The sequence below is a fragment of the Streptomyces sp. NPDC006259 genome (assembly GCF_042870975.1).
In the GTDB taxonomy this organism is placed as follows: Bacteria; Actinomycetota; Actinomycetes; order Streptomycetales; family Streptomycetaceae; genus Streptomyces.
Genome location: NZ_JBIAHY010000007.1, coordinates 375,520 through 393,595, shown reverse-complemented (window position 1 = coordinate 393,595; position 18,076 = coordinate 375,520). Strand labels below are relative to the sequence as shown.

General features: G+C 72.9%; 15 protein-coding genes. 1 reads left to right on the top strand and 14 read right to left on the bottom strand.

Annotation, left to right across the window (positions count from 1 at the left end):
* Positions 1 to 9: 9 nt before the first annotated feature.
* The 6 genes from ACFYO5_RS29495 to fmt form a co-directional block, all read right to left on the bottom strand.
* Positions 10 to 1,479 carry an amino acid permease gene (locus tag ACFYO5_RS29495; protein WP_356567360.1) on the bottom strand — a complete coding sequence of 490 codons (1,470 nt, stop codon included), beginning with the start codon at positions 1,477 to 1,479 and terminating at the stop codon, positions 10 to 12.
* A 292-nt stretch (positions 1,480 to 1,771) separates the two neighbouring features.
* Positions 1,772 to 3,214, bottom strand: coding sequence for a GuaB1 family IMP dehydrogenase-related protein (locus tag ACFYO5_RS29490; protein WP_388714400.1), 1,443 nt, complete (start codon positions 3,212 to 3,214; stop codon positions 1,772 to 1,774).
* A gap of 515 nt (positions 3,215 to 3,729) precedes the next feature.
* The gene (locus ACFYO5_RS29485) at positions 3,730 to 4,773 is read right to left on the bottom strand and encodes a sugar-binding domain-containing protein (protein ID WP_356567356.1); all 1,044 of its coding nucleotides are present in this window, start codon (positions 4,771 to 4,773) and stop codon (positions 3,730 to 3,732) included.
* Positions 4,774 to 4,851: 78 nt separating this feature from the next.
* Positions 4,852 to 5,538, bottom strand: coding sequence for a ribulose-phosphate 3-epimerase (rpe, locus tag ACFYO5_RS29480; RefSeq protein WP_356567354.1), 687 nt, complete (start codon positions 5,536 to 5,538; stop codon positions 4,852 to 4,854).
* A 290-nt stretch (positions 5,539 to 5,828) separates the two neighbouring features.
* Positions 5,829 to 7,247 carry an RsmB/NOP family class I SAM-dependent RNA methyltransferase gene (locus ACFYO5_RS29475; RefSeq protein ID WP_388714395.1) on the bottom strand — a complete coding sequence of 473 codons (1,419 nt, stop codon included), beginning with the start codon at positions 7,245 to 7,247 and terminating at the stop codon, positions 5,829 to 5,831.
* Positions 7,248 to 7,335: 88 nt separating this feature from the next.
* A complete protein-coding gene (gene fmt / locus ACFYO5_RS29470) occupies positions 7,336 to 8,280 on the bottom strand; it encodes a methionyl-tRNA formyltransferase (protein ID WP_388714392.1) in 945 nt (314 codons plus the stop codon).
* Between the two features lie 307 nt (positions 8,281 to 8,587).
* On the opposite strand from fmt, the gene ACFYO5_RS29465 reads away from it, so the two are divergent.
* Positions 8,588 to 9,133 (top strand): hypothetical protein, encoded by a 546-nt coding sequence (locus tag ACFYO5_RS29465; protein ID WP_356567348.1) that lies wholly within the window; start codon positions 8,588 to 8,590, stop codon positions 9,131 to 9,133.
* A 318-nt stretch (positions 9,134 to 9,451) separates the two neighbouring features.
* Here the strand turns inward: ACFYO5_RS29465 and ACFYO5_RS29460 are convergent, their stop codons facing one another.
* From ACFYO5_RS29460 to ACFYO5_RS29425, 8 genes are all read right to left on the bottom strand, one after another.
* Positions 9,452 to 11,626, bottom strand: coding sequence for a primosomal protein N' (locus ACFYO5_RS29460; RefSeq protein ID WP_388714389.1), 2,175 nt, complete (start codon positions 11,624 to 11,626; stop codon positions 9,452 to 9,454).
* A 150-nt stretch (positions 11,627 to 11,776) separates the two neighbouring features.
* Complete coding sequence (gene metK / locus ACFYO5_RS29455; protein ID WP_356567344.1) at positions 11,777 to 12,985, bottom strand: methionine adenosyltransferase; 1,209 nt, start codon at positions 12,983 to 12,985, stop codon at positions 11,777 to 11,779.
* A 239-nt stretch (positions 12,986 to 13,224) separates the two neighbouring features.
* Positions 13,225 to 14,427 (bottom strand): bifunctional phosphopantothenoylcysteine decarboxylase/phosphopantothenate--cysteine ligase CoaBC, encoded by a 1,203-nt coding sequence (coaBC, locus tag ACFYO5_RS29450; RefSeq protein ID WP_388714384.1) that lies wholly within the window; start codon positions 14,425 to 14,427, stop codon positions 13,225 to 13,227.
* A 122-nt stretch (positions 14,428 to 14,549) separates the two neighbouring features.
* Positions 14,550 to 14,822, bottom strand: coding sequence for a DNA-directed RNA polymerase subunit omega (gene rpoZ, locus ACFYO5_RS29445; RefSeq protein ID WP_003977348.1), 273 nt, complete (start codon positions 14,820 to 14,822; stop codon positions 14,550 to 14,552).
* Between the two features lie 52 nt (positions 14,823 to 14,874).
* Positions 14,875 to 15,468: a guanylate kinase gene (gene gmk, locus ACFYO5_RS29440; RefSeq protein ID WP_356567340.1), complete on the bottom strand. Its 594-nt coding sequence runs from the start codon at positions 15,466 to 15,468 to the stop codon at positions 14,875 to 14,877.
* Positions 15,469 to 15,528: 60 nt separating this feature from the next.
* Positions 15,529 to 15,852 (bottom strand): integration host factor, encoded by a 324-nt coding sequence (locus ACFYO5_RS29435; RefSeq protein ID WP_073493500.1) that lies wholly within the window; start codon positions 15,850 to 15,852, stop codon positions 15,529 to 15,531.
* Positions 15,853 to 16,130: 278 nt separating this feature from the next.
* Positions 16,131 to 16,973, bottom strand: coding sequence for an orotidine-5'-phosphate decarboxylase (pyrF, locus tag ACFYO5_RS29430; protein WP_388714380.1), 843 nt, complete (start codon positions 16,971 to 16,973; stop codon positions 16,131 to 16,133).
* Positions 16,970 to 18,076 carry a quinone-dependent dihydroorotate dehydrogenase gene (locus tag ACFYO5_RS29425; RefSeq protein WP_388714377.1) on the bottom strand — a complete coding sequence of 369 codons (1,107 nt, stop codon included), beginning with the start codon at positions 18,074 to 18,076 and terminating at the stop codon, positions 16,970 to 16,972. The genes pyrF and ACFYO5_RS29425 overlap by 4 nt, the downstream gene beginning before the upstream one ends.

Sequence of the window (18,076 nt, the reverse complement as noted above, 5' to 3'; positions counted from 1 at the left end):
GCGGGTCGTTCACTTCACTTCGGATGACGCGAGGCGGGAGCGGCGGTGGCCGTAAAGGAAGTAGAACACGAGCCCGACCGCCATCCAGACACCGAAGACCACCCAGGTGACGGCGGAGAGGCTGCCCATCATCCAGACGCAGAAGGCGAAGCCCAGCGCGGGCAGTACCGGCGACAGCGGGACGCGGAAGGTGCGGGGCATGTCCGGGCGGGTCCGGCGCAGCACCACGACGGCCACGTTGACGAGCGCGAAGGCGAAGAGGGTGCCGATGCTGGTGGCGTCGGCCAGCTGGCCGAGCGGGACGGCGGCGGCCAGGGCGCCGCAGAACAGGGAGACGATCAGCGTGTTGGCGCGGGGCGCGCCGCTCTTCGGGTGGACGCGGGAGAACACCTTGGGCACGAGCCCGTCCCGGGACATCGCGAAGAGGATGCGGGTCTGGCCGTACAGGACGGTCAGGACGACGCTCGCGATGGCGATGACCGCGCAGAACGCCAGCAGGGTGCCCCAGAAGGTCTGGCCGGTGACGTCGCGCATGATCTGGGTGAGGGCGGCCTCCGAGTCGGTGAAGCCCCGCCACGGCTTCGCGCCCACGGCGACGGCCGCGACCAGGACGTACAGGGCGGTCACGATGACGAGGGAGAGCATGATCGCGCGGGGCAGGTCGCGCTGCGCGTTCGTCGCCTCCTCACCGGCGGTGGAGGCCGCGTCGAAGCCGATGTACGAGAAGAAGAGGGTGGCCCCGGCGGCGCTGACGCCGGCCATGCCGAGCGGCATGAAGTCGTGGTAGTTGCCGGAGCGGAAGCCCTGGACGCCGATGGCGCAGAACATCACCAGCGCGGCGATCTTCACCACGACCATGACGGTGTTGGCGCGGGCGGACTCGCGGGCGCCGCCGAGCAGGAACGCCATCGCCAGCAGGACGACGATCAGGGCGGGCAGGTTGAAGACGCCGCCGTCGCCGGGCGGGGCGGACAGCGCGTCCGGGATGGTGACGCCGATCGTGCCGTCGAGCAGTTCGTTGAGGTACTCCCCCCAGCCGACCGCGACGGCGGCGACCGACACGCCGTACTCCAGGACGAGGCACCAGCCGCACACCCAGGCGATCAGCTCGCCCATCGTTGCGTACGCATACGAGTAGGACGAGCCGGCGACGGGGATGGTGCCCGCCAGTTCGGCGTAGGACAGGGCAGAGAACAGCGCCGTGAGTCCGGCGATGACGAAGGACAGCGTGACGGCGGGTCCGGCCTTGGGAACCGCCTCGCCGAGGACGACGAAGATGCCCGTGCCGAGCGTCGCGCCGATGCTGATCATGGTGAGCTGCCACAGCCCGAGGGAGCGCCGCAGGGACCCTCCCTCGCCCTGGCCACCCTCGGCGACCAGGTCTTCCACGGGCTTGCGCCGCATGAGGCGGGTGCCGAGCCCGGGGGACGCGGGGACGGTCCGACTGCGCTGTCGCGGGGGTAGGCCTTGGTCGAGCACGCGCTGACTCCTTTGTCGCTGCCGATGGGAGCGACGGGGACCGGCGGCACTTCTGCGCGAGCAGGAACCCACCGAGCGGGGTCCCCGCCACACCTTCTACAGCGCACGACCTTACGAGGCGGAGCGTTGCCGGTGTAATGCAGCAACCTTGCGCGTATCCGCAAGATCGTTGCGTCTGTCGCGGCGAGGTGCCCATTCGTTGCGCCGTGACGGCACCCGTCGGCGGCCGGGGGAACCTCGGGCCCGGCCAGAGCCGGACCGGAGGTTCCCCTACGGCACCCCTGGCGGGCGCTCAGCTCCAGCTGGCGTGCAGGGGCTGGCCCTCCGCGTAGCCGGCCGCGCTCTGGATGCCGACGATGGCCTTCTCGGCGAACTCCTCCAGGGAGGCGGCACCGGCGTAGGTGCAGGAGGAGCGGACGCCCGCGATGACCGAGTCGATCAGGTCCTCGACGCCCGGACGGGCCGGGTCGAGGAACATGCGGGAGGTGGAGATGCCCTCCTCGAAAAGCGCCTTGCGGGCGCGGTCGTACGCCGACTCCTCGGAGGTGCGGTTGCGCACCGCGCGCGCGGACGCCATGCCGAACGACTCCTTGTAGAGCCGTCCGTTCGCGTCCTGCTGGAGGTCGCCCGGGGACTCGTAGGTGCCCGAGAACCAGGAGCCGATCATCACGTTGGACGCGCCGGCGGCGAGGGCCATGGCCACGTCGCGCGGGTGGCGGACGCCGCCGTCGGCCCACACGTGCTTGCCGTACTTCTTCGCCTCGGCCGCGCACTCCAGGACGGCGGAGAACTGCGGCCGGCCCACGCCGGTCATCATGCGGGTGGTGCACATGGCGCCGGGTCCGACGCCGACCTTGATGATGTCGGCGCCCGCGTCCACCAGGTCCTTGACGCCCTCGGCGGAGACGATGTTGCCGGCCACGATCGGTACCCGCGGGTCGAGGTCGCGCACCAGCCTGATGGCGTTGAGCATCGACTCCTGGTGGCCGTGGGCCGTGTCGATGACGAGGGTGTCGACGCCCGCGTCGAGCAGCAGCTTGGCCTTCTCGGCGAAGTCGCCGTTGATGCCGACGGCGGCGGCGATCCGCAGCCTGCCCCGCGCGTCCGTGGCGGGCGTGTACAGGGTGGCGCGCAGCGCGCCCTTGCGGGTCAGGATGCCGGCGAGCCGGCCGTCCGCGTCGACCGCGGGGGCGTAGCGCCGGTTGGCCGTGTCGAGGGTGTTGAAGGCCTCACGGGGGTCGATGTCCGCGTCCAGGAGCAGCAGGTCCTTGGACATCACCTCGGTGAGCTGCGTGAAGCGGTCGACGCCGTTGAGGTCCGCGTCGGTGACGACACCGACGGGGCGGTCGTCGCCGTCCACGACGACGCCGGCGTTGTGCGCGCGCTTGGGCAGTAGGGCCAGCGCGTCGGCGACGGTCTGGTGCGGGGCGAGCACGATGGGGGTGTCCAGCACGAGGTGGCGGCTCTTGACCCAGGTGATGACGTCGGTGACGACGTCGATCGGGATGTCCTGGGGGATGACCACGAGGCCGCCGCGCCGCGCCACGGTCTCGGCCATCCGGCGTCCGGCGACGGCGGTCATGTTGGCGACGACCAGCGGGATCGTGGTGCCCGTGCCGTCCGGGGAGTCGAGGTCGACGCCCAGCCGCGATCCCACCGCACTGCGGCTCGGGACCATGAAGACGTCGTCGTACGTGAGGTCGTACGCGGGCTGGATGTCGTTGAGGAAACGCACGTGCCGCACATCCCAGTCGATCAGAGGTGACCCCCGGACCGGCCGGCCAGGGGGAAGAGCACGTACTTCATTGTCCCACGAGACCCGTGATGCCCGGCCCCGGACGATCGTCCAGGCTGGTCAGGAGGGTGTTCGGAGGAACCTCCGAGCAAGGTCACGGGGAACGGCCCCCGGTCGGCGCTCGGCGGGCCGACGGTCGGCGCTCGGCGGCCCGGGCCCTGGTCCGCCGGACGGTGATCGCCGGCGCGGCAGGTCGCGCCGCCCGGCGCCGAGCCCGGTCCGGGCGCCTTGAGGGTCGGGCGGGAACACGGGCGGCCGGAGCGCGTGCGGTGCGCGCCGCCACTGCCACTGCCGTGGGTGGCCGCCACCGCCCGGGCTGACCGAAGACCCGGCCGCCGTCGGGGCGGCGATACGGGAGGCGGGGTGTCGGGCGGGGAAGCGCGCGGGGGACGCACCGCGGCAGCATGCGTGGATGCTGTCACGGCCGTCCCCTCATGACCTGCGGTCAGGGCCGGTCAGATCCCGTCGGGGTCCGCCCGGTTCAGTGCGGGCCTGGGCGGGGGGCCCGCCGTCATCAGGTAGTCCGCGGCCGAGGTGTCCGTCACCAGGCTGGTGACGAGTCCCGAGCGCAGCACCGCGTCGATGGCGGCCGCCTTGCGCTGCCCGCCCGCGATCGCGACGACCTCGGGGATACGGCGGAGCTGGTCCGCCTTGACGGTGATGCACCGCTCTCCGAGGTCCCGGCCGACCCGGCGCCCCTCGGAGTCGAAGAGGTGCGCGGACATCTCGGCGGCGACGCCGAGCGAGGCGTAGTGCGCCCGCTCCTCGTCGCTGAGCATGTCGTGCACGGTCGAGATGCCCGGCTCCCAGGAGCCGATCGAGACACAGGCGACCGTGACCTTGTCGAAGTACTCGAAGGCCCGGGCGAGCCCGGTCTGCTGGCGCAGCGCGATCGCGGTGGCCGCGTCCGGCAGCAGCATCGGCGCGTAGATGGGGTGCGCGTCACCGCCGGACACCTGGGCGGCACGGCGGACGGCCTCGACCGAGCCGCGTTCAGCGGTCCCGGCGTCGTACACGCCCGTCAGCTGGACCACCGTGCAGGGCGGCAGCCGGTCCAGCGCCGCCGCCATGTGGATGGTGGACCGGCCCCAGGCCAGCCCCAGGACGTCCCCCTCGTTGAGCAGCTCGCCGAGCAGGTCGGCGGCCACCTCCCCCAGGTTCTCGGGGTCGGGCGACTCCTCGGCATCGGCCGGGGACTCGACCACCACGGCGTGCCTGAGGCCGTACCTGGCGCGGAGCGCGTCGGAGCGCTCGGCGTCCAGTTCGGCCGGGACGCGGATCTCGATCCGTACGAGATCCCGTTCGAGAGCGGTTTCCAGGACCCGGGCCACCTTGAAGCGGCTGACGCCGAACTCCTCGGCGATCTGGATCTTGGATTTGCCCTCGAGGTAGAAGCGGCGGGCCATGGCCGCCGCCTGCACCAGCTCAGCGGGTCCCATCCGCATGGCTGACCGGCCCGCCGACATACCCGACACGGCGATCTCCTCACTGCTGTTCACACTCTGGATACGCCGTTCATCCTTGCAGATACGGCGCACTTGATCGGTCCCGTTGAAAGCCGTTCACGTAGCTGTGGCTCAGTGGTCGCACGCCCAGGAGGCCTTGGCGGTCGCCGCGTCCGCCTGCGCGCGCAGCGCACGGACGGCCTCGGCCGGGTCCGCTGCCCCGTACACCGCGGAACCGGCCACGAAGACGTCCGCCCCCGCCTCCGCGCAGCGCTCGATCGTCGACGCCGAGACACCGCCGTCCACCTGGAGCCACAGCTCCAGTCCGTGCTTGCCGATCAGCTCCCTGGTGCGGCGGATCTTCGGAAGCATGATGTCGAGGAAGGCCTGGCCGCCGAAGCCCGGCTCGACGGTCATGATCAGCAGCATGTCGAGTTCGGGCAGCAGGTCCTCGTACGGCTCGATCGGCGTCGCCGGCCTCAACGCCATGGAGGCGCGGGCGCCCTTGGCGCGGATCTCGCGGGCCAGCCGCACGGGCGCGGCGGCCGCCTCCACATGGAAGGTGACGGACGAGGCACCGGCCTCGACGTACTGCGGGGCCCAGCGATCGGGGGCCTCGATCATCAGATGGCAGTCCAGCGGGGTGTCCGTCGCGCGGGCCAGCGACTCCACGATCGGCACGCCGAGCGTGAGATTCGGGACGAAGTGGTTGTCCATGACGTCGACATGGAGCCAGTCGGCTCCGGCGACCGCCTGAGCCTCGTCCGCGAGGCGGGCGAAGTCGGCGGACAGGATGCTGGGGTTGATCTGCGCGGCCATGCCCCAAGCCTGCCATGCCGTGCGGGCGTTAGCGGCATCGGTCCCGAACGGATGTGGGCGTCCCCGCAACGCGGGTCGCGGGCCCGGCTTCGCGGAGGCCGCGCCCGCGCGCCGCTGGTCCGCAATCAGCCGGTCCGCGGTCGGCCGGTCCGCAGTCAGCCGGTCCGCACTCGGCCGGTCCGCGGTCGGCCGGTCCGCACTCGGCCGGTCCGCGGTCGGCCGGTCCGCACTCGGCCGGTCCGCGGTCAGCCGGTCCGCACTCGGCCGCCCCGCAGTCAGCCGGTCCGCGGTCAGCCGGTGCGCCGGATGATCGCCAGGTACATCGCGTCGGTCCCGTGCACATGCGGCCACAGCTGGATGTCGGGGCCGTCACCGAGGGCGGGCACGCCCGGGAGCAGGGGACGGGCGTCGACGAGTTCGGTCTGCGGGAACTGCTTGAGCAGGTCGGCGACGACGGCCCGGGTCTCCGCGAGATGCGGCGAGCAGGTGGCGTACCCGACGACGCCCCCGACCCGCACGGACTCCAGGGCGGTCCGCAGCAGCCCGCGCTGCAGGGGCGCGAAACCGTCCAGGTCCTCCGTCTTGCGCCGCCAGCGCGCCTCCGGCCGACGGCGCAGGGCGCCGAGTCCGGTACACGGCACGTCCATCAGCACCCGGTCGAAGGAGCCGGGCCGCCACGGCGGCCGCGTCCCGTCGGCGGTGACGACCTGGTACGGGCCGGGGTTCCCGGCGAGCGCCTTGGCCACCAGCCGGGCCCGGTGCGGCTGCTTCTCCGAGGCCAGCAGCACGGCACCGCGTTCGGCGGCGAGCGCCGCCAGCAGCGCCGCCTTGCCGCCGGGCCCGGCGCACCCGTCGAGCCAGTGCGCGTCGGCCCCTTCCAGCGGCGCGTTGGCCAGCGCGAGCGCCACCAGCTGACTGCCCTCGTCCTGCACGCCCGCGCGCCCGGACCGTACGGCCTCGATGGCGCCGGGTTCGCCGCCCTCGGTGAGCCGCACGGCGTACGGCGACCAGCGTCCGGCGACGGCGGCCTCCTCGCCCAGCAGTTCGTCCGTCGTGGACCGGCCGGGCCGGGCGACCAGGGTCACCTCAGGCCGCTCGTTGTCGGCCGCCAGCAACTCCTCGATGCCGGCCCGGCCGCCGCCGAGGGAGTCCCAGAGCGCGGAGACGATCCAGCGCGGGTGCGAGTGGACGAGGGCGAGGTGGTCCTCGGGGTCGTCGTCGTAGGGCGGCGCGATCTTCTCGACCCAGGTGTCGAAGTCGTGCTGGGCGACCTTGCGCAGTACGGCGTTGACGAACTTGGCCCGCCCGTCGCCGAGCACCACCCGTGCCAGCTCCACCGAGGCGGACACGGCGGCGTGCGTGGGGATGCGCGTCCCGAGCAGTTGGTGCGCCCCCAGGCTGAGCACGTCCAGCACCGGCGGATCGACCTCCCGCAGCGGCCGGTCGACGCACGCGGCGACGATCTCGTCGTACGTCCCCTGCCGCCGCAGCGTCCCGTAGACCAGCTCGGTGGCGAGGGCGGCGTCCCGCCCGTCGAAGTCCCCGCTCGCCCGCGCCTTGCGCAGCAGCGGCGGCAGGACGAGGTTGGCGTAGGCGTCCCGCTCGTCCACGGCCCGCAGCACCTCGAAGGCGAGGAAGCGGACGGGGTCCTTCTTGGGCCGACGGTGGGGCTTGCCGGTGGTGCGGGGACGGCTGGGCTGCTCGCTCACGAAAAAGGTGCTCCGGATTGCAGGATGAAGGTACGCCCAGCCTACGACGGGTGGGCGGGGCCGGGTGCGGGAGCGTCGCTCCCCCTGATCACTCCCCCGTCGGCTCCCCGACCCGCTCGCCGTCCGCGATGCGCACCCCGCGGGCCCAGTCGGCCGCCCGCATCGGCTTCTTGCCCTGCGCCTGCACCCACAACAGCTCCACGGCGTACGACCCGGTGCCGATGTGCACGCTGTTCTTGCCGACTGCCGGTTCGCCGGGCGCGAGGTCGTCGCGCTCCGGCGCGGTCCGCACCTGGATGAGCTTGAGCCGCTCACCGCGGAACGTCGTCCAGGCACCGGGCGCCGGAGTGCACCCGCGCACGACCCGGTCGACGCGCAGGGCCGGGGCGGTCCAGTCGACCTGCGCGTCCTCCACGGTGATCTTCGGCGCGAGCGTGATGCCGTCCTGGGGCTGCGGTACGGCCTTCAGCGTGCCGTCCTCGATCCCGTCCATGGTGGCGGCGAGCAGCCCGGCGCCGGCGAACGCCAGCCGGGTCAGCAGGTCACCGCTGGTGTCGGTGGGCCGGATCTCCTCCGTCACCGTGCCGTAGACGGGGCCGGAGTCGAGCCCCTCCTCGATGAGGAAGGTGGAGGCGCCGGTGATCTCGTCCCCCGCCATGACGGCGTGCTGCACGGGCGCGGCTCCCCGCCAGGCGGGCAACAGCGAGAAGTGCAGGTTGACCCAGCCGCGGGCCGGGATGTCGAGGGCCGCCCTGGGCAGCAGGGCGCCGTAGGCGACGACGGGGCAGCAGTCCGGCGCGATCTCCTTCAGCCGCGCCAGGAAGTCCGGGTCCCGCGGCCGGGCGGGCTTCAGCACCTCGATCCCGGCCTCCTCGGCCCGCTGGGCCACGGGGGAGGCGACCAGCCTGCGCCCGCGCCCCGCCTGCGCGTCGGGCCGCGTGACGACGGCGGCCACCTCGTGCCGACCGGAGGCGAGCAGGGCGTCCAGAGCGGGAACGGCGACCTCGGGGGTACCGGCGAAGACGAGCTTCATGAGTGGGCACGGGCCTCTCGGAGGAAACGGACGACGGGCGACGCACCAGTTTATTGCGCCGGACAGGAGGAGCGGCCGACGGCACCGCACCACGACGGGAGGCCAGGACGGCGTCCCGGCGACCGGATCGGCCAGGTCCGAAGGCGGGGCGGGGACCCCCACCGGGGGCGTACGCATATGCCCATACGCCCCCACACCGTGACCAGCGGAGCGCACCCGCGTTGGTCAAGACAGAGTTGACCACACCGGACCGCGCCCCACCGCGGCCCACTCCTTTCTCCTCAACGCCGGTTCGAGAGGCTTGTTCATGGCCGACCACGCAACCCACGACGCCCAGGCCCGGGCCAGCCTGCAATTGCTGGTGCGGGACATCGAGCGGGTCCGCCGGCAGGTGGACGCGCTGCGCACCCTGACCGCCCAGCTGGGCAACGTCTACCGTCCGCGCCGCTCCGGCCCGTCCGCGGGCTTCGTCGTCTATGGACGCGCCCCCGCCCCGACGGTCCGCCTCGCGCAGGAACTGCGGGACAGCGTCGAGACCCTGGTCACCGCGGCGGTCGACTTCGACCGCTCGCTCGGCTTCTCGTGGGACGCGGTGGGCTCCGCCCTCGGCGTCACCAAGCAGGCGGTCCATCGGCGCTACGGCGCCCGCCGTGCCGCCGCCCAGACGGCGCCGGACGCCGACCGGGCCGTGGAGGCGGCGCCGGTCCCCCGCACGGTCAACGTGGGCACCGGCATCTCCGTGGTACCCACGGTCCCCGCCGCCCGCTCGATGCCGACCCAGCCGACGGCGGGCAGCTCGTCCCTGCGCGAGGAGGCACGGCCCACGGCCTTCCCCGGCCCGCGCAACGGCTGACGCCGCTCCGCCCCGCTGCCCTCTCGGTGCCCGCCCGAGAGGGCAGACCCCTGTCCAGGGCCGAGCACCGAACGCCCCACCCGGCCACCCACACCCGACGCGGGACTCGAACCCGACGCCGACGCCGGGGACTCCCAGACCCCGCCCGAACGCCCCGCCCGATGCCCGGGCCCCTCACCCGGGACCCCGTGGAGAAGGACGAAGGTGGGTGGAAAAGGCCGCCACCCAGCGCGGCCAGGTCGGCGCCCGTGCGCGCATCCCCTCACGACCGGGCAGACCCCGCCTCGCCTCGCCTCGCCCCGCCTCGCCCCCACACCCTCAGCCGATGTCCGGGGGATCGACCCGCACCCACACCGCTCCCGAAGCACCGTCGCCGCGCGAGGCCGAACCGCCGCGCGCCGCCATCCGCGCGGCCTGCGCCGCCTTGAGCGCGGCGGCCAGGGCGGCGCCCCTGCCCGGCGGCACGCGGATCAGCGCCCGTTCCCACTGCTCGCCGGGCGGCGGTGCCCCCGGCCGCCGGGTCCGCCCCACGGGGGTGACCGGCAGGGGGACGGGTCCCAGCAGCTCGGCCTCCTCGGGCAGCTCCACGGAGCCGAGGAAGGCGGCCACCGCCTCCCCCGTCCCCGCGACGGCCGCCATCCGGGACACCGGTGGAAAGCCCAGCTCGGCCCGCTCCGCCAGTTCCCGCACAGCGTGTCCGACGGGGTCCCACCGCACCAGCGCCTGCACCGGCCGCAGGGTCGGTTCCGCGACGACGACCACCGTCCCCCCGTCGCCCTGCGGGCGTACCAGCGAGGCGGCCGCGATCCAGCGCCGCAGCGCGTCCTCCCCGGCCCGCAGGTCGGGCCGTCCGACCATGGCCCAGCCGTCCAGCAGCAGGGCGGCCGCGTACCCGCCCTCGGCGACGGGTTCGGCACCGGGCGTGCTCACGACGAGCGCGGGCGTGCCCGGCACGGTGTCCAGCACCTGCTCCCGTCCGGAGGTGCGCACGGGAACGGCGGGGAACGCGCGGCCCAGTTCCTCGGCGGTCCGCCGGGCCCCGACGACCTGCGCGCGCAGCCGGAACCCCCCGCACTCCGGGCAGTGCCAGGCGTTCTCCTCACGCCCGCACCAGCCGCACCACAGGGCGCCGCTGTCCCGCGCCTCCAGGGGTCCGGAACAGTGCCGGCACCGGGCGGGTGCCCGGCAGGCGGCGCACGCCATGCGCGGCACATAGCCACGCCTCGGCACCTGCACGAGCACGGGCCCGTGCCGCAGTCCCTCGCGGACGGCCTGCCAGGCCAGGCTGGGCAGCCGAGCGGCCCGCGCCGCCTCGTCCCGCGCGAGATCCTGGTCGCCCACGGTCCGCACCAGCGGCGCGGTCCGGCGCACCTGCTCCCGGCCGGCGACCAGCGGGCGCGCCCACCCGCTCTCGACCAGTTGCGCCCCCTCCACGGTGCAGCTCCAGCCCCCCATGAGGAAGCCGCACCCGTCCTGCGCCGCCCGCAGCAGCAGCACGTCGCGCGCATGCGGCTGCGGGGCGTGCTGCTCGCTGTGGCTGTCGTCGCCGTCGTCCCACACGGCCACCAGACCGAGGTCGCGCACCGGGGCGAACATCGCAGCCCGCGTCCCGACGACGGCTCGCACGCTGCCCCGGCGCACCGCGAGCCACTCCCGGTACCGCTTCTCCGGCCCGGCGTCGGCGGTGAGCACGGCATGCCGCCCCTCCCCCAGCAGAGCCGTCAGAGCGGCGTCCACGCGCGCGACGGCCCGCCCGTCCGGTACGACGACGAGGGCACCGCGCCCCGAGGGCAGCGTGGCGGCGACGGCCCGCGCCAGCTCCTCGCTCCACCCGGGACCCGGCAGCGCGTTCCACACGGCTCGCGGGGAGCCTCCCCGGGCCAGCGCGTCGAGGAACGCGCCCCCCTGCTCGTACCGCCCCCAGGAGCCCGGCCGCGGCGCCGGCGGCGGCGGGAGCGGCTCGGGCGAGGGGCGCTGCTCCGCGCGGGCGCTGCGCGGCGGCACCGCCAACTGGAGCACGTCGGCCAGGCTGCCCGCGTACCGGTCGGCGACGGCCCGCGCCAGGCCCAGCAGTTCCGGACCCAGCACCGGCTCGGGCGACACGACCTGGGCGAGGGCCGCCAGCGGCCCGGAGTAGTCCGACTCGGCGAGCCGCTCGACGAGAAACCCGTCGATCAGGCCCCCGCCCTCACGGCGCCCCTCACGGACCCGCCCGCGTCCGGCTCCGAACCGGACCCGCACCCGCACGCCCGGCTGGGCGTCCGCGTCCAGCTCGGCCGGCACCGCGTAGTCGAAGTACCGGTCGAGATGCAGGACCCCCTTGTCGACCAGCACCCGCGCCACCGGCAGTTCCTCGGCCAGCGCGGCCCCCCGCCAGGTCCGCGGCATCGCCCGCGGCGCCTTGGCCTGCCGCACGCTCTCCCGCAGAAGCGCGAGCTGCTCCGGCGGCGCACCGTCCCCGCCGGCCCCCTGCTGCCCGTTGTCGCTGCTCACGCCTGCATTCATACCAAACGCCACTGACAACGGCGCCCGCCGAGCGGCCCTCGGCCCTCAGCCGCTCGCCCGCGGGGCCGGGCGGCGCAACGCCGAGGCCCGGCCTCCCTGGGGAGACCGGGCCCGGTGCGTGCTGGGGGGGACGGTGCCTCAGAGGCCCGCCGCCTCCTTGAGCGCGTCCACGCGGTCGGTGCGCTCCCACGTGAAGTCGGGCAGCTCACGGCCGAAGTGGCCGTAGGCGGCGGTCTGGGCGTAGATCGGGCGGAGCAGGTCGAGGTCGCGGATGATCGCGGCCGGGCGGAGGTCGAAGACCTCGTCGATGGCCTTCTCGATCTTCTCCGGGTCGATCTTGTGGGTGCCGAAGGTCTCGACGAACAGGCCGACCGGCTCGGCCTTGCCGATCGCGTAGGCGACCTGGACCTCGCAGCGCGCGGCCAGGCCGGCGGCGACGACGTTCTTGGCGACCCAGCGCATCGCGTAGGCGGCCGAGCGGTCGACCTTGGACGGGTCCTTGCCCGAGAAGGCGCCGCCGCCGTGGCGGGCGAAGCCGCCGTACGTGTCGATGATGATCTTGCGGCCGGTCAGGCCGGCGTCACCCATGGGGCCGCCGATCTCGAACCGGCCGGTGGGGTTGACCAGCAGCCGGTAGTTCTCGGTGTCGAGCTTGATGCCCTCGTCCAGCAGCGCCTTCAGCTCCGGCTCCACGACGAACTCGCGGATGTCGGGCGTGAGGAGCGAGTCCAGGTCGATGTCGGACGCGTGCTGCGAGGAGACCACGACCGTGTCGAGGCGGACGGCCTTGTCGCCGTCGTACTCGATGGTGACCTGGGTCTTGCCGTCGGGGCGCAGGTAGGGGATGGTCCCGTTCTTGCGGACGTCCGAGAGGCGCTTGGACAGGCGGTGGGCCAGGAAGATCGGCAGCGGCATCAGCGTCGGGGTCTCGTCGGACGCGTAGCCGAACATCAGGCCCTGGTCGCCGGCGCCCTGCCGGTCCAGCTCGTCGTCGTCACCCTCGACCCGCGTCTCGTACGCCGTGTCGACACCCTGGGCGATGTCCGGGGACTGCGCGCCGATCGACACCGAGACACCGCAGGAGGCGCCGTCGAAGCCCTTCTTCGAGGAGTCGTAGCCGATCTCCAGGATCTTGTCCCGGACCAGCTGCGGGATCGGCGCGTAGGCCTTGGTGGTGACCTCGCCGGCCACGTGCACCAGGCCGGTCGTGATCAGGGTCTCTACGGCGACCCGGGACGTCGGGTCCTCGCGCAGAAGCGCGTCGAGGATGGTGTCGCTGATCTGGTCAGCGATCTTGTCGGGGTGACCTTCGGTCACGGACTCCGAGGTGAACAGGCGACGGGACACAACGCTCCCTGGGGTTGCAGCGGCTGCTGGCTGATCATGGGCGGACGCGACGGGAGCTGCGCCCGGCGTCGTCCGACAAACAGTTTATCGGTCGCGCTTCACCACCGGCCCACTTGTCTCGCCTCTCGGGAGCGCTGTGACCTGCGGCACAGGCATTCTGCCGAATGCCGACCACGGTTGGCCAGGGGCGCCACGCCCGAACGGGCAAGCTTCAAGGAACCGTGACGCGCATAAAACAATCACGCCAGTCGCCGCGTCACCAGGTCCCACACGATTTCGGCCAGGGCTTCCTTCGGTCCGTGCGGGACGGGCGTCTCGCTGCCGTCGGCGCCCAGGACGATCGCCTCGTTCTCCTCCGAACCGAAGGTCCTGCGCTCCCCCACCTCATTGACCACCAGCAGATCACAGCCCTTGCGGCGCAGCTTCGCCCGGCCGTTGGCCAACACGTCGTCGGTCTCGGCGGCGAAGCCGACGACCACCTGGCCGGGGCGGGCGCGCTCGGCGGACATCTCCGCGAGAATGTCCGGATTCCGCAGCAGGACGATGGGGTCCGGCTCCTGCCCGTCCCTCTTCTTGATCTTGCCCGCGGCGTAGTGCGCGGGCCGGAAGTCGGCGACCGCGGCGGCCATGACCACCGCGTCCGCGTCGGCGGCCGCCTTCAGCACCGCCTCGCGCAGTTGTACGGCGGTGCCGACGGGCACGACGTCGACGCCCGCCGGGTCGGGCAGCGCGGTGTTGGCCGCGACGAGGGTCACACGGGCTCCGCGGGCGGCGGCGGTGCGGGCGAGGGCGTAGCCCTGCTTGCCGGAGGAGCGGTTGCCGAGGAAGCGGACCGGGTCGAGGGGCTCGCGGGTGCCTCCCGCGCTGACCACCACATGCCGTCCGGCCAGGTCGGGCCGGCGCGCGCCACGCCCCAGGACCCTCCGGCAGACCTCGAAGATCTCGGCGGGGTCGGGCAGCCGGCCCTTGCCGGTGTCGACCCCGGTGAGCCGGCCCACGGCCGGTTCGATGACGACGGCACCGCGGCGGCGCAGCGTCGCCACGTTCTCCTGGGTGGCCGGGTGCTCCCACATCTCCGTGTGCATCGCCGGGGCGAAGACCACCGGACAGCGGGCGGTCAGCAGGGTGTTCGTCAGCAGGTCGTCGGCCAGTCCGTGGGCGGCCCTGGCGAGCAGGTCGGCGGTGGCCGGAGCGACGACGACCAGGTCGGCGTGCTGGCCGATGCGGACGTGCGGGACTTCCTCGACGTCGTCCCAGACCTCGGTGGAGACCGGGTGGCCGGAGAGGGCCGACCAGGTGGCCGCGCCGACGAAGTGCAGGGCGGAGGCGGTGGGGACCACGCGCACGTCGTGACCCGACTCGGTCAGTCTGCGCAGCAGCTCGCAGGCCTTGTACGCGGCGATGCCGCCGCTGACCCCGAGCACGACCTTGGGTTTGTCCACCGTCTCTCCCCGGACCTCGGAAACCGTACGCCGGGGCTCCCGGCGTGCGAGTCCATCACACACCACAGGCCCGGCAGTGGCGCTGCCGGGCCTGTGGAAAAACCCACTGAAAGCTGAAAATACTACTGAGCCGGACCCTCGATGGCCTCGGACGTCAGCAGACCCGCGTTGATCTCGCGGAGCGCGATCGAGAGCGGCTTCTCGTGGACGTGGGTGTCGACGAGCGGACCGACGTACTCGAGGAGGCCCTCGCCGAGCTGCGAGTAGTACGCGTTGATCTGGCGGGCTCGCTTGGCCGCGTAGATCACGAGGCTGTACTTCGAGTCGGTGGCCTCGAGGAGCTCGTCGATCGGCGGGTTGATGATGCCCTCGGGAGCGGAGATGGAAGAGGACACGCTCTACCTTCCGATAGGTGGGAAAAGACGGACGGTGATCCCATGGTTCCGATCACACGACACCGGTCAAGGCTAGCAGCTCGCGCGCCACGTCCTCGACGGAGGTGTTGACCAGGGTCTCGTCGAACTCCGGCTCGGCCGCGAGTTCGATCTTCGCGGCGTCCAGGCGGCGGGCGATCACCTCGGGCGGCTCGGTGCCGCGACCGGTGAGCCTGCGCACCAGCTCCTCCCAGGAGGGCGGAGCCAGGAACACCAGCTGGGCCTCGGGCATGGAGCCGCGGACCTGCCGGGCGCCCTGGAGGTCGATCTCCAGAAGGACCGGCTCGCCCGCCTCCAGCCGCTCCAGCACGGCGCCACGCGGCGTGCCGTAACGGTTGCCGGCGAACTCGGCCCACTCCAGCAGCTCGCCGTTGGCGATCAGCTTGTCCATCTCGTCGTCGGTGACGAAGAAATAGTGCACACCGTGCTTCTCGCCGGGGCGGGGCCTGCGGGTCGTCGCCGACACCGAGAGCCAGACCTCGGGGTGTTCTTTGCGCATATGAGCGACGACCGTGCTCTTGCCGACCCCGGAGGGGCCGGAGAGCACGGTCAGCCGCGGACGTGCGTCCGGGGGTTCGGGGGTCGTCCCCCGGGGTGTTACAGCCATGCAGCGATTATTCCAGTTGTCTCGCCGTGCCCGGGACGCCGTGCCCCGAGCACTCCGGACTCACTTGGCCGTGTCGCCGAACTCACGCTCCAGGGAGGCGATCTGGTTGGAGCCGAGACCGCGCACACGCCGGCTCTCGGAGATGCCGAGCCGCTCCATGATCTGCTTGGCGCGGACCTTGCCCACGCCCGGTAGGGACTCCAGGAGCGCGGAGACCTTCATCTTGCCGACGACGTCGTTCTCCTGGCCCTGCTTGATGACCTCGTGAAGCGAGGCGCCGGAGTGCTTGAGTCGATTCTTGACCTCGGCCCGCTCCCGGCGAGCCGCGGCGGCCTTTTCGAGCGCGGCTGCGCGCTGTTCGGGGGTAAGGGGCGGAAGAGCCACGCCTACGTCACCTCGGATGTCGAACTGTCGGATACGGACCGGTGAGGAACCTAGTCGCCCCTCACCTGGGGAGCTACGAGCAACACGCTTGCCCGTCACCCTCCGCTCGGAGACTAGCGGCCAACTCCGCCAGAGTCAGCGAGAACAGCGGAAAAGTCCTGGTCAGCCTCAACCAGGGCGGGCATATACGACAAACTGCCCTGGATTTGAGAATGTATTCAGGCTCAAGTCGTCCCGCGGCCGTCCGACGGAGGTCCCGGTCGGACGGCCGGGGGCGCTCAGGAGGTCTCGACCGCCGCCCTGACCTGTTGCGCGAACCGCTCCGCGGCGTCACGCAGCGCGACGACGTCGGGACCGTGCCGCAGCACTCCGCGGCTGACGTTCGGCACGACGTTGCGCAGCGCGGACCCGAAGACGTGCGGCAGGTCCGCCGGAGCGGCCCCCTGAGCCCCGATGCCGGGGGCGAGGATCGGGCCGTTGATGTCGAGGTCGTACGTCGACAGGTCACCGAGCGTGGCACCGACGACGGCCCCGAAGGAGCCCAGCGGCTCCTCCCCGACGTTCTCGGCGGCCAGGTGCGCCAGCATGGTCGCGCCGACGGTACGCCCGTCCGCGCGCACCGCGTGCTGGACCTCGCCGCCCTCCGGGTTCGAGGTGAGCGCCAGCACGAACAGTCCGGCGCCGCTCTCGCGCGCGAGGGCCACGGCCGGTGAGAGCGACCCGTAGCCGAGGTACGGGGAGACGGTCAGCGCGTCCGAGAAGAGCGGCGAGTCCTTGCGCAGGAAGGACTCGGCGTACGCGGCCATGGTCGAGCCGATGTCTCCGCGCTTGGCGTCCATGACGACCAGGGCACCGGCCGCCCGAGCCTCCTCGACGGACCTCTCCAGAACCGCGACGCCACGCGAGCCGAACCGCTCGAAGAAGGCGCTCTGCGGCTTCAGGACCGCGATCCGGTCGGCCATGGCCTCGACGACCGTCCGGCTGAACCGCTCCAGACCGGTGACGGTGTCGTCCAGACCCCACTCGGCCAGCAGAGAGGCGTGCGGGTCGATGCCGACGCACAGCGGGCCGCGCTCGTCCATGGCCCGGCGCAGGCGGGCGCCGAAGGGTTCCAGGGTCATGCCGTCCTCCTGACGTCGGCGCCGACCGCGTCGGCGAGGGTGGCGTACGGGCTGGTGCGCAGGCGGGCGGCCAGGCCCTTGTGGATCGCACGGCCCCAGAAGGGCCCCTGGTAGATGAAGGCGCTGTACCCCTGGACCAGCGTGGCACCGGCCAGGATGCGCTGCCAGGCGTCCTCGGCGTCCTCCACGCCGCCGACGCCCACCAGGGTGACCCGATCGCCCACGCGCGCGTAGAGGCGGCGCAGGACCTCCAGCGAGCGGGCCTTGAGGGGCGCCCCCGACAGACCGCCGGTCTCCTTCACCAGCGAGGGTTCGGACTTCAGACCGAGTCCCTCGCGCGCGATGGTGGTGTTGGTGGCGATGATCCCGTCCAGGCCGAGTTCCACGGCCAGGTCGGCCACCGCGTCGACGTCCTCGTCCGCCAGGTCCGGGGCGATCTTGACCAGCAGCGGGACCCGCCGGGAGGTCACGACCCGGTCGGCGGCCTCGCGCACGGCGCTCAGCAGCGGCCGCAGCGCCTCGGTGGCCTGCAGATCGCGCAGTCCAGGGGTGTTCGGCGAGGACACGTTGACGACCAGGTAGTCGGCGTACGGCGCGAGCCGCTCGGTCGACTTCACGTAGTCGCCGACGGCCTCCTCCTCCGGTACGACCTTGGTCTTGCCGATGTTGACGCCCACCACGGTCCTGAAGACGGGCGTGCGGGAGGCCAGGCGCGCGGCCACGGCCAGCGAGCCCTCGTTGTTGAAGCCCATCCGGTTGATGAGGCCCCGGTCCTTCACGAGCCGGAACAGCCGCTGGGCGGGGTTGCCCGGCTGCGGCTCCCCGGTGACCGTGCCGATCTCGACATGGTCGAAGCCCAGCATCGACATCCCGTCGATCGCGACGGCGTTCTTGTCGAAGCCGGCGGCGAGCCCGAAGGGCCCGTGCATGCGCAGGCCGAAGGCCTCGGTGCGCAGTTCCCGGTGGCGGGGGGCGAGGGCGGCCGCGACGAACGTGCGCAGCACCGGGACCCGGGCGGCGAGCCGGATCCAGCGGAAGGCCAGGTGGTGGGCGTTCTCCGGATCCATCCGGGAGAAGACCAGACGGAAGAAGATCTTGTACAT

Bases quoted from the DNA above. Each gene is read 5' to 3' on its own strand.
- rpe (WP_356567354.1), bottom strand. From the start codon at position 5,538: ATGGCCGCGCAGATCAACCCCAGCATCCTGTCCGCCGACTTCGCCCGC.
- fmt (WP_388714392.1), bottom strand. From the start codon at position 8,280: ATGAAGCTCGTCTTCGCCGGTACCCCCGAGGTCGCCGTTCCCGCTCTG.
- ACFYO5_RS29465 (WP_356567348.1), top strand. From the start codon at position 8,588: ATGGCCGACCACGCAACCCACGACGCCCAGGCCCGGGCCAGCCTGCAA.
- gmk (WP_356567340.1), bottom strand. From the start codon at position 15,468: ATGGCTGTAACACCCCGGGGGACGACCCCCGAACCCCCGGACGCACGT.
- pyrF (WP_388714380.1), bottom strand. From the start codon at position 16,973: ATGACCCTGGAACCCTTCGGCGCCCGCCTGCGCCGGGCCATGGACGAG.
- ACFYO5_RS29425 (WP_388714377.1), bottom strand. From the start codon at position 18,076: ATGTACAAGATCTTCTTCCGTCTGGTCTTCTCCCGGATGGATCCGGAG.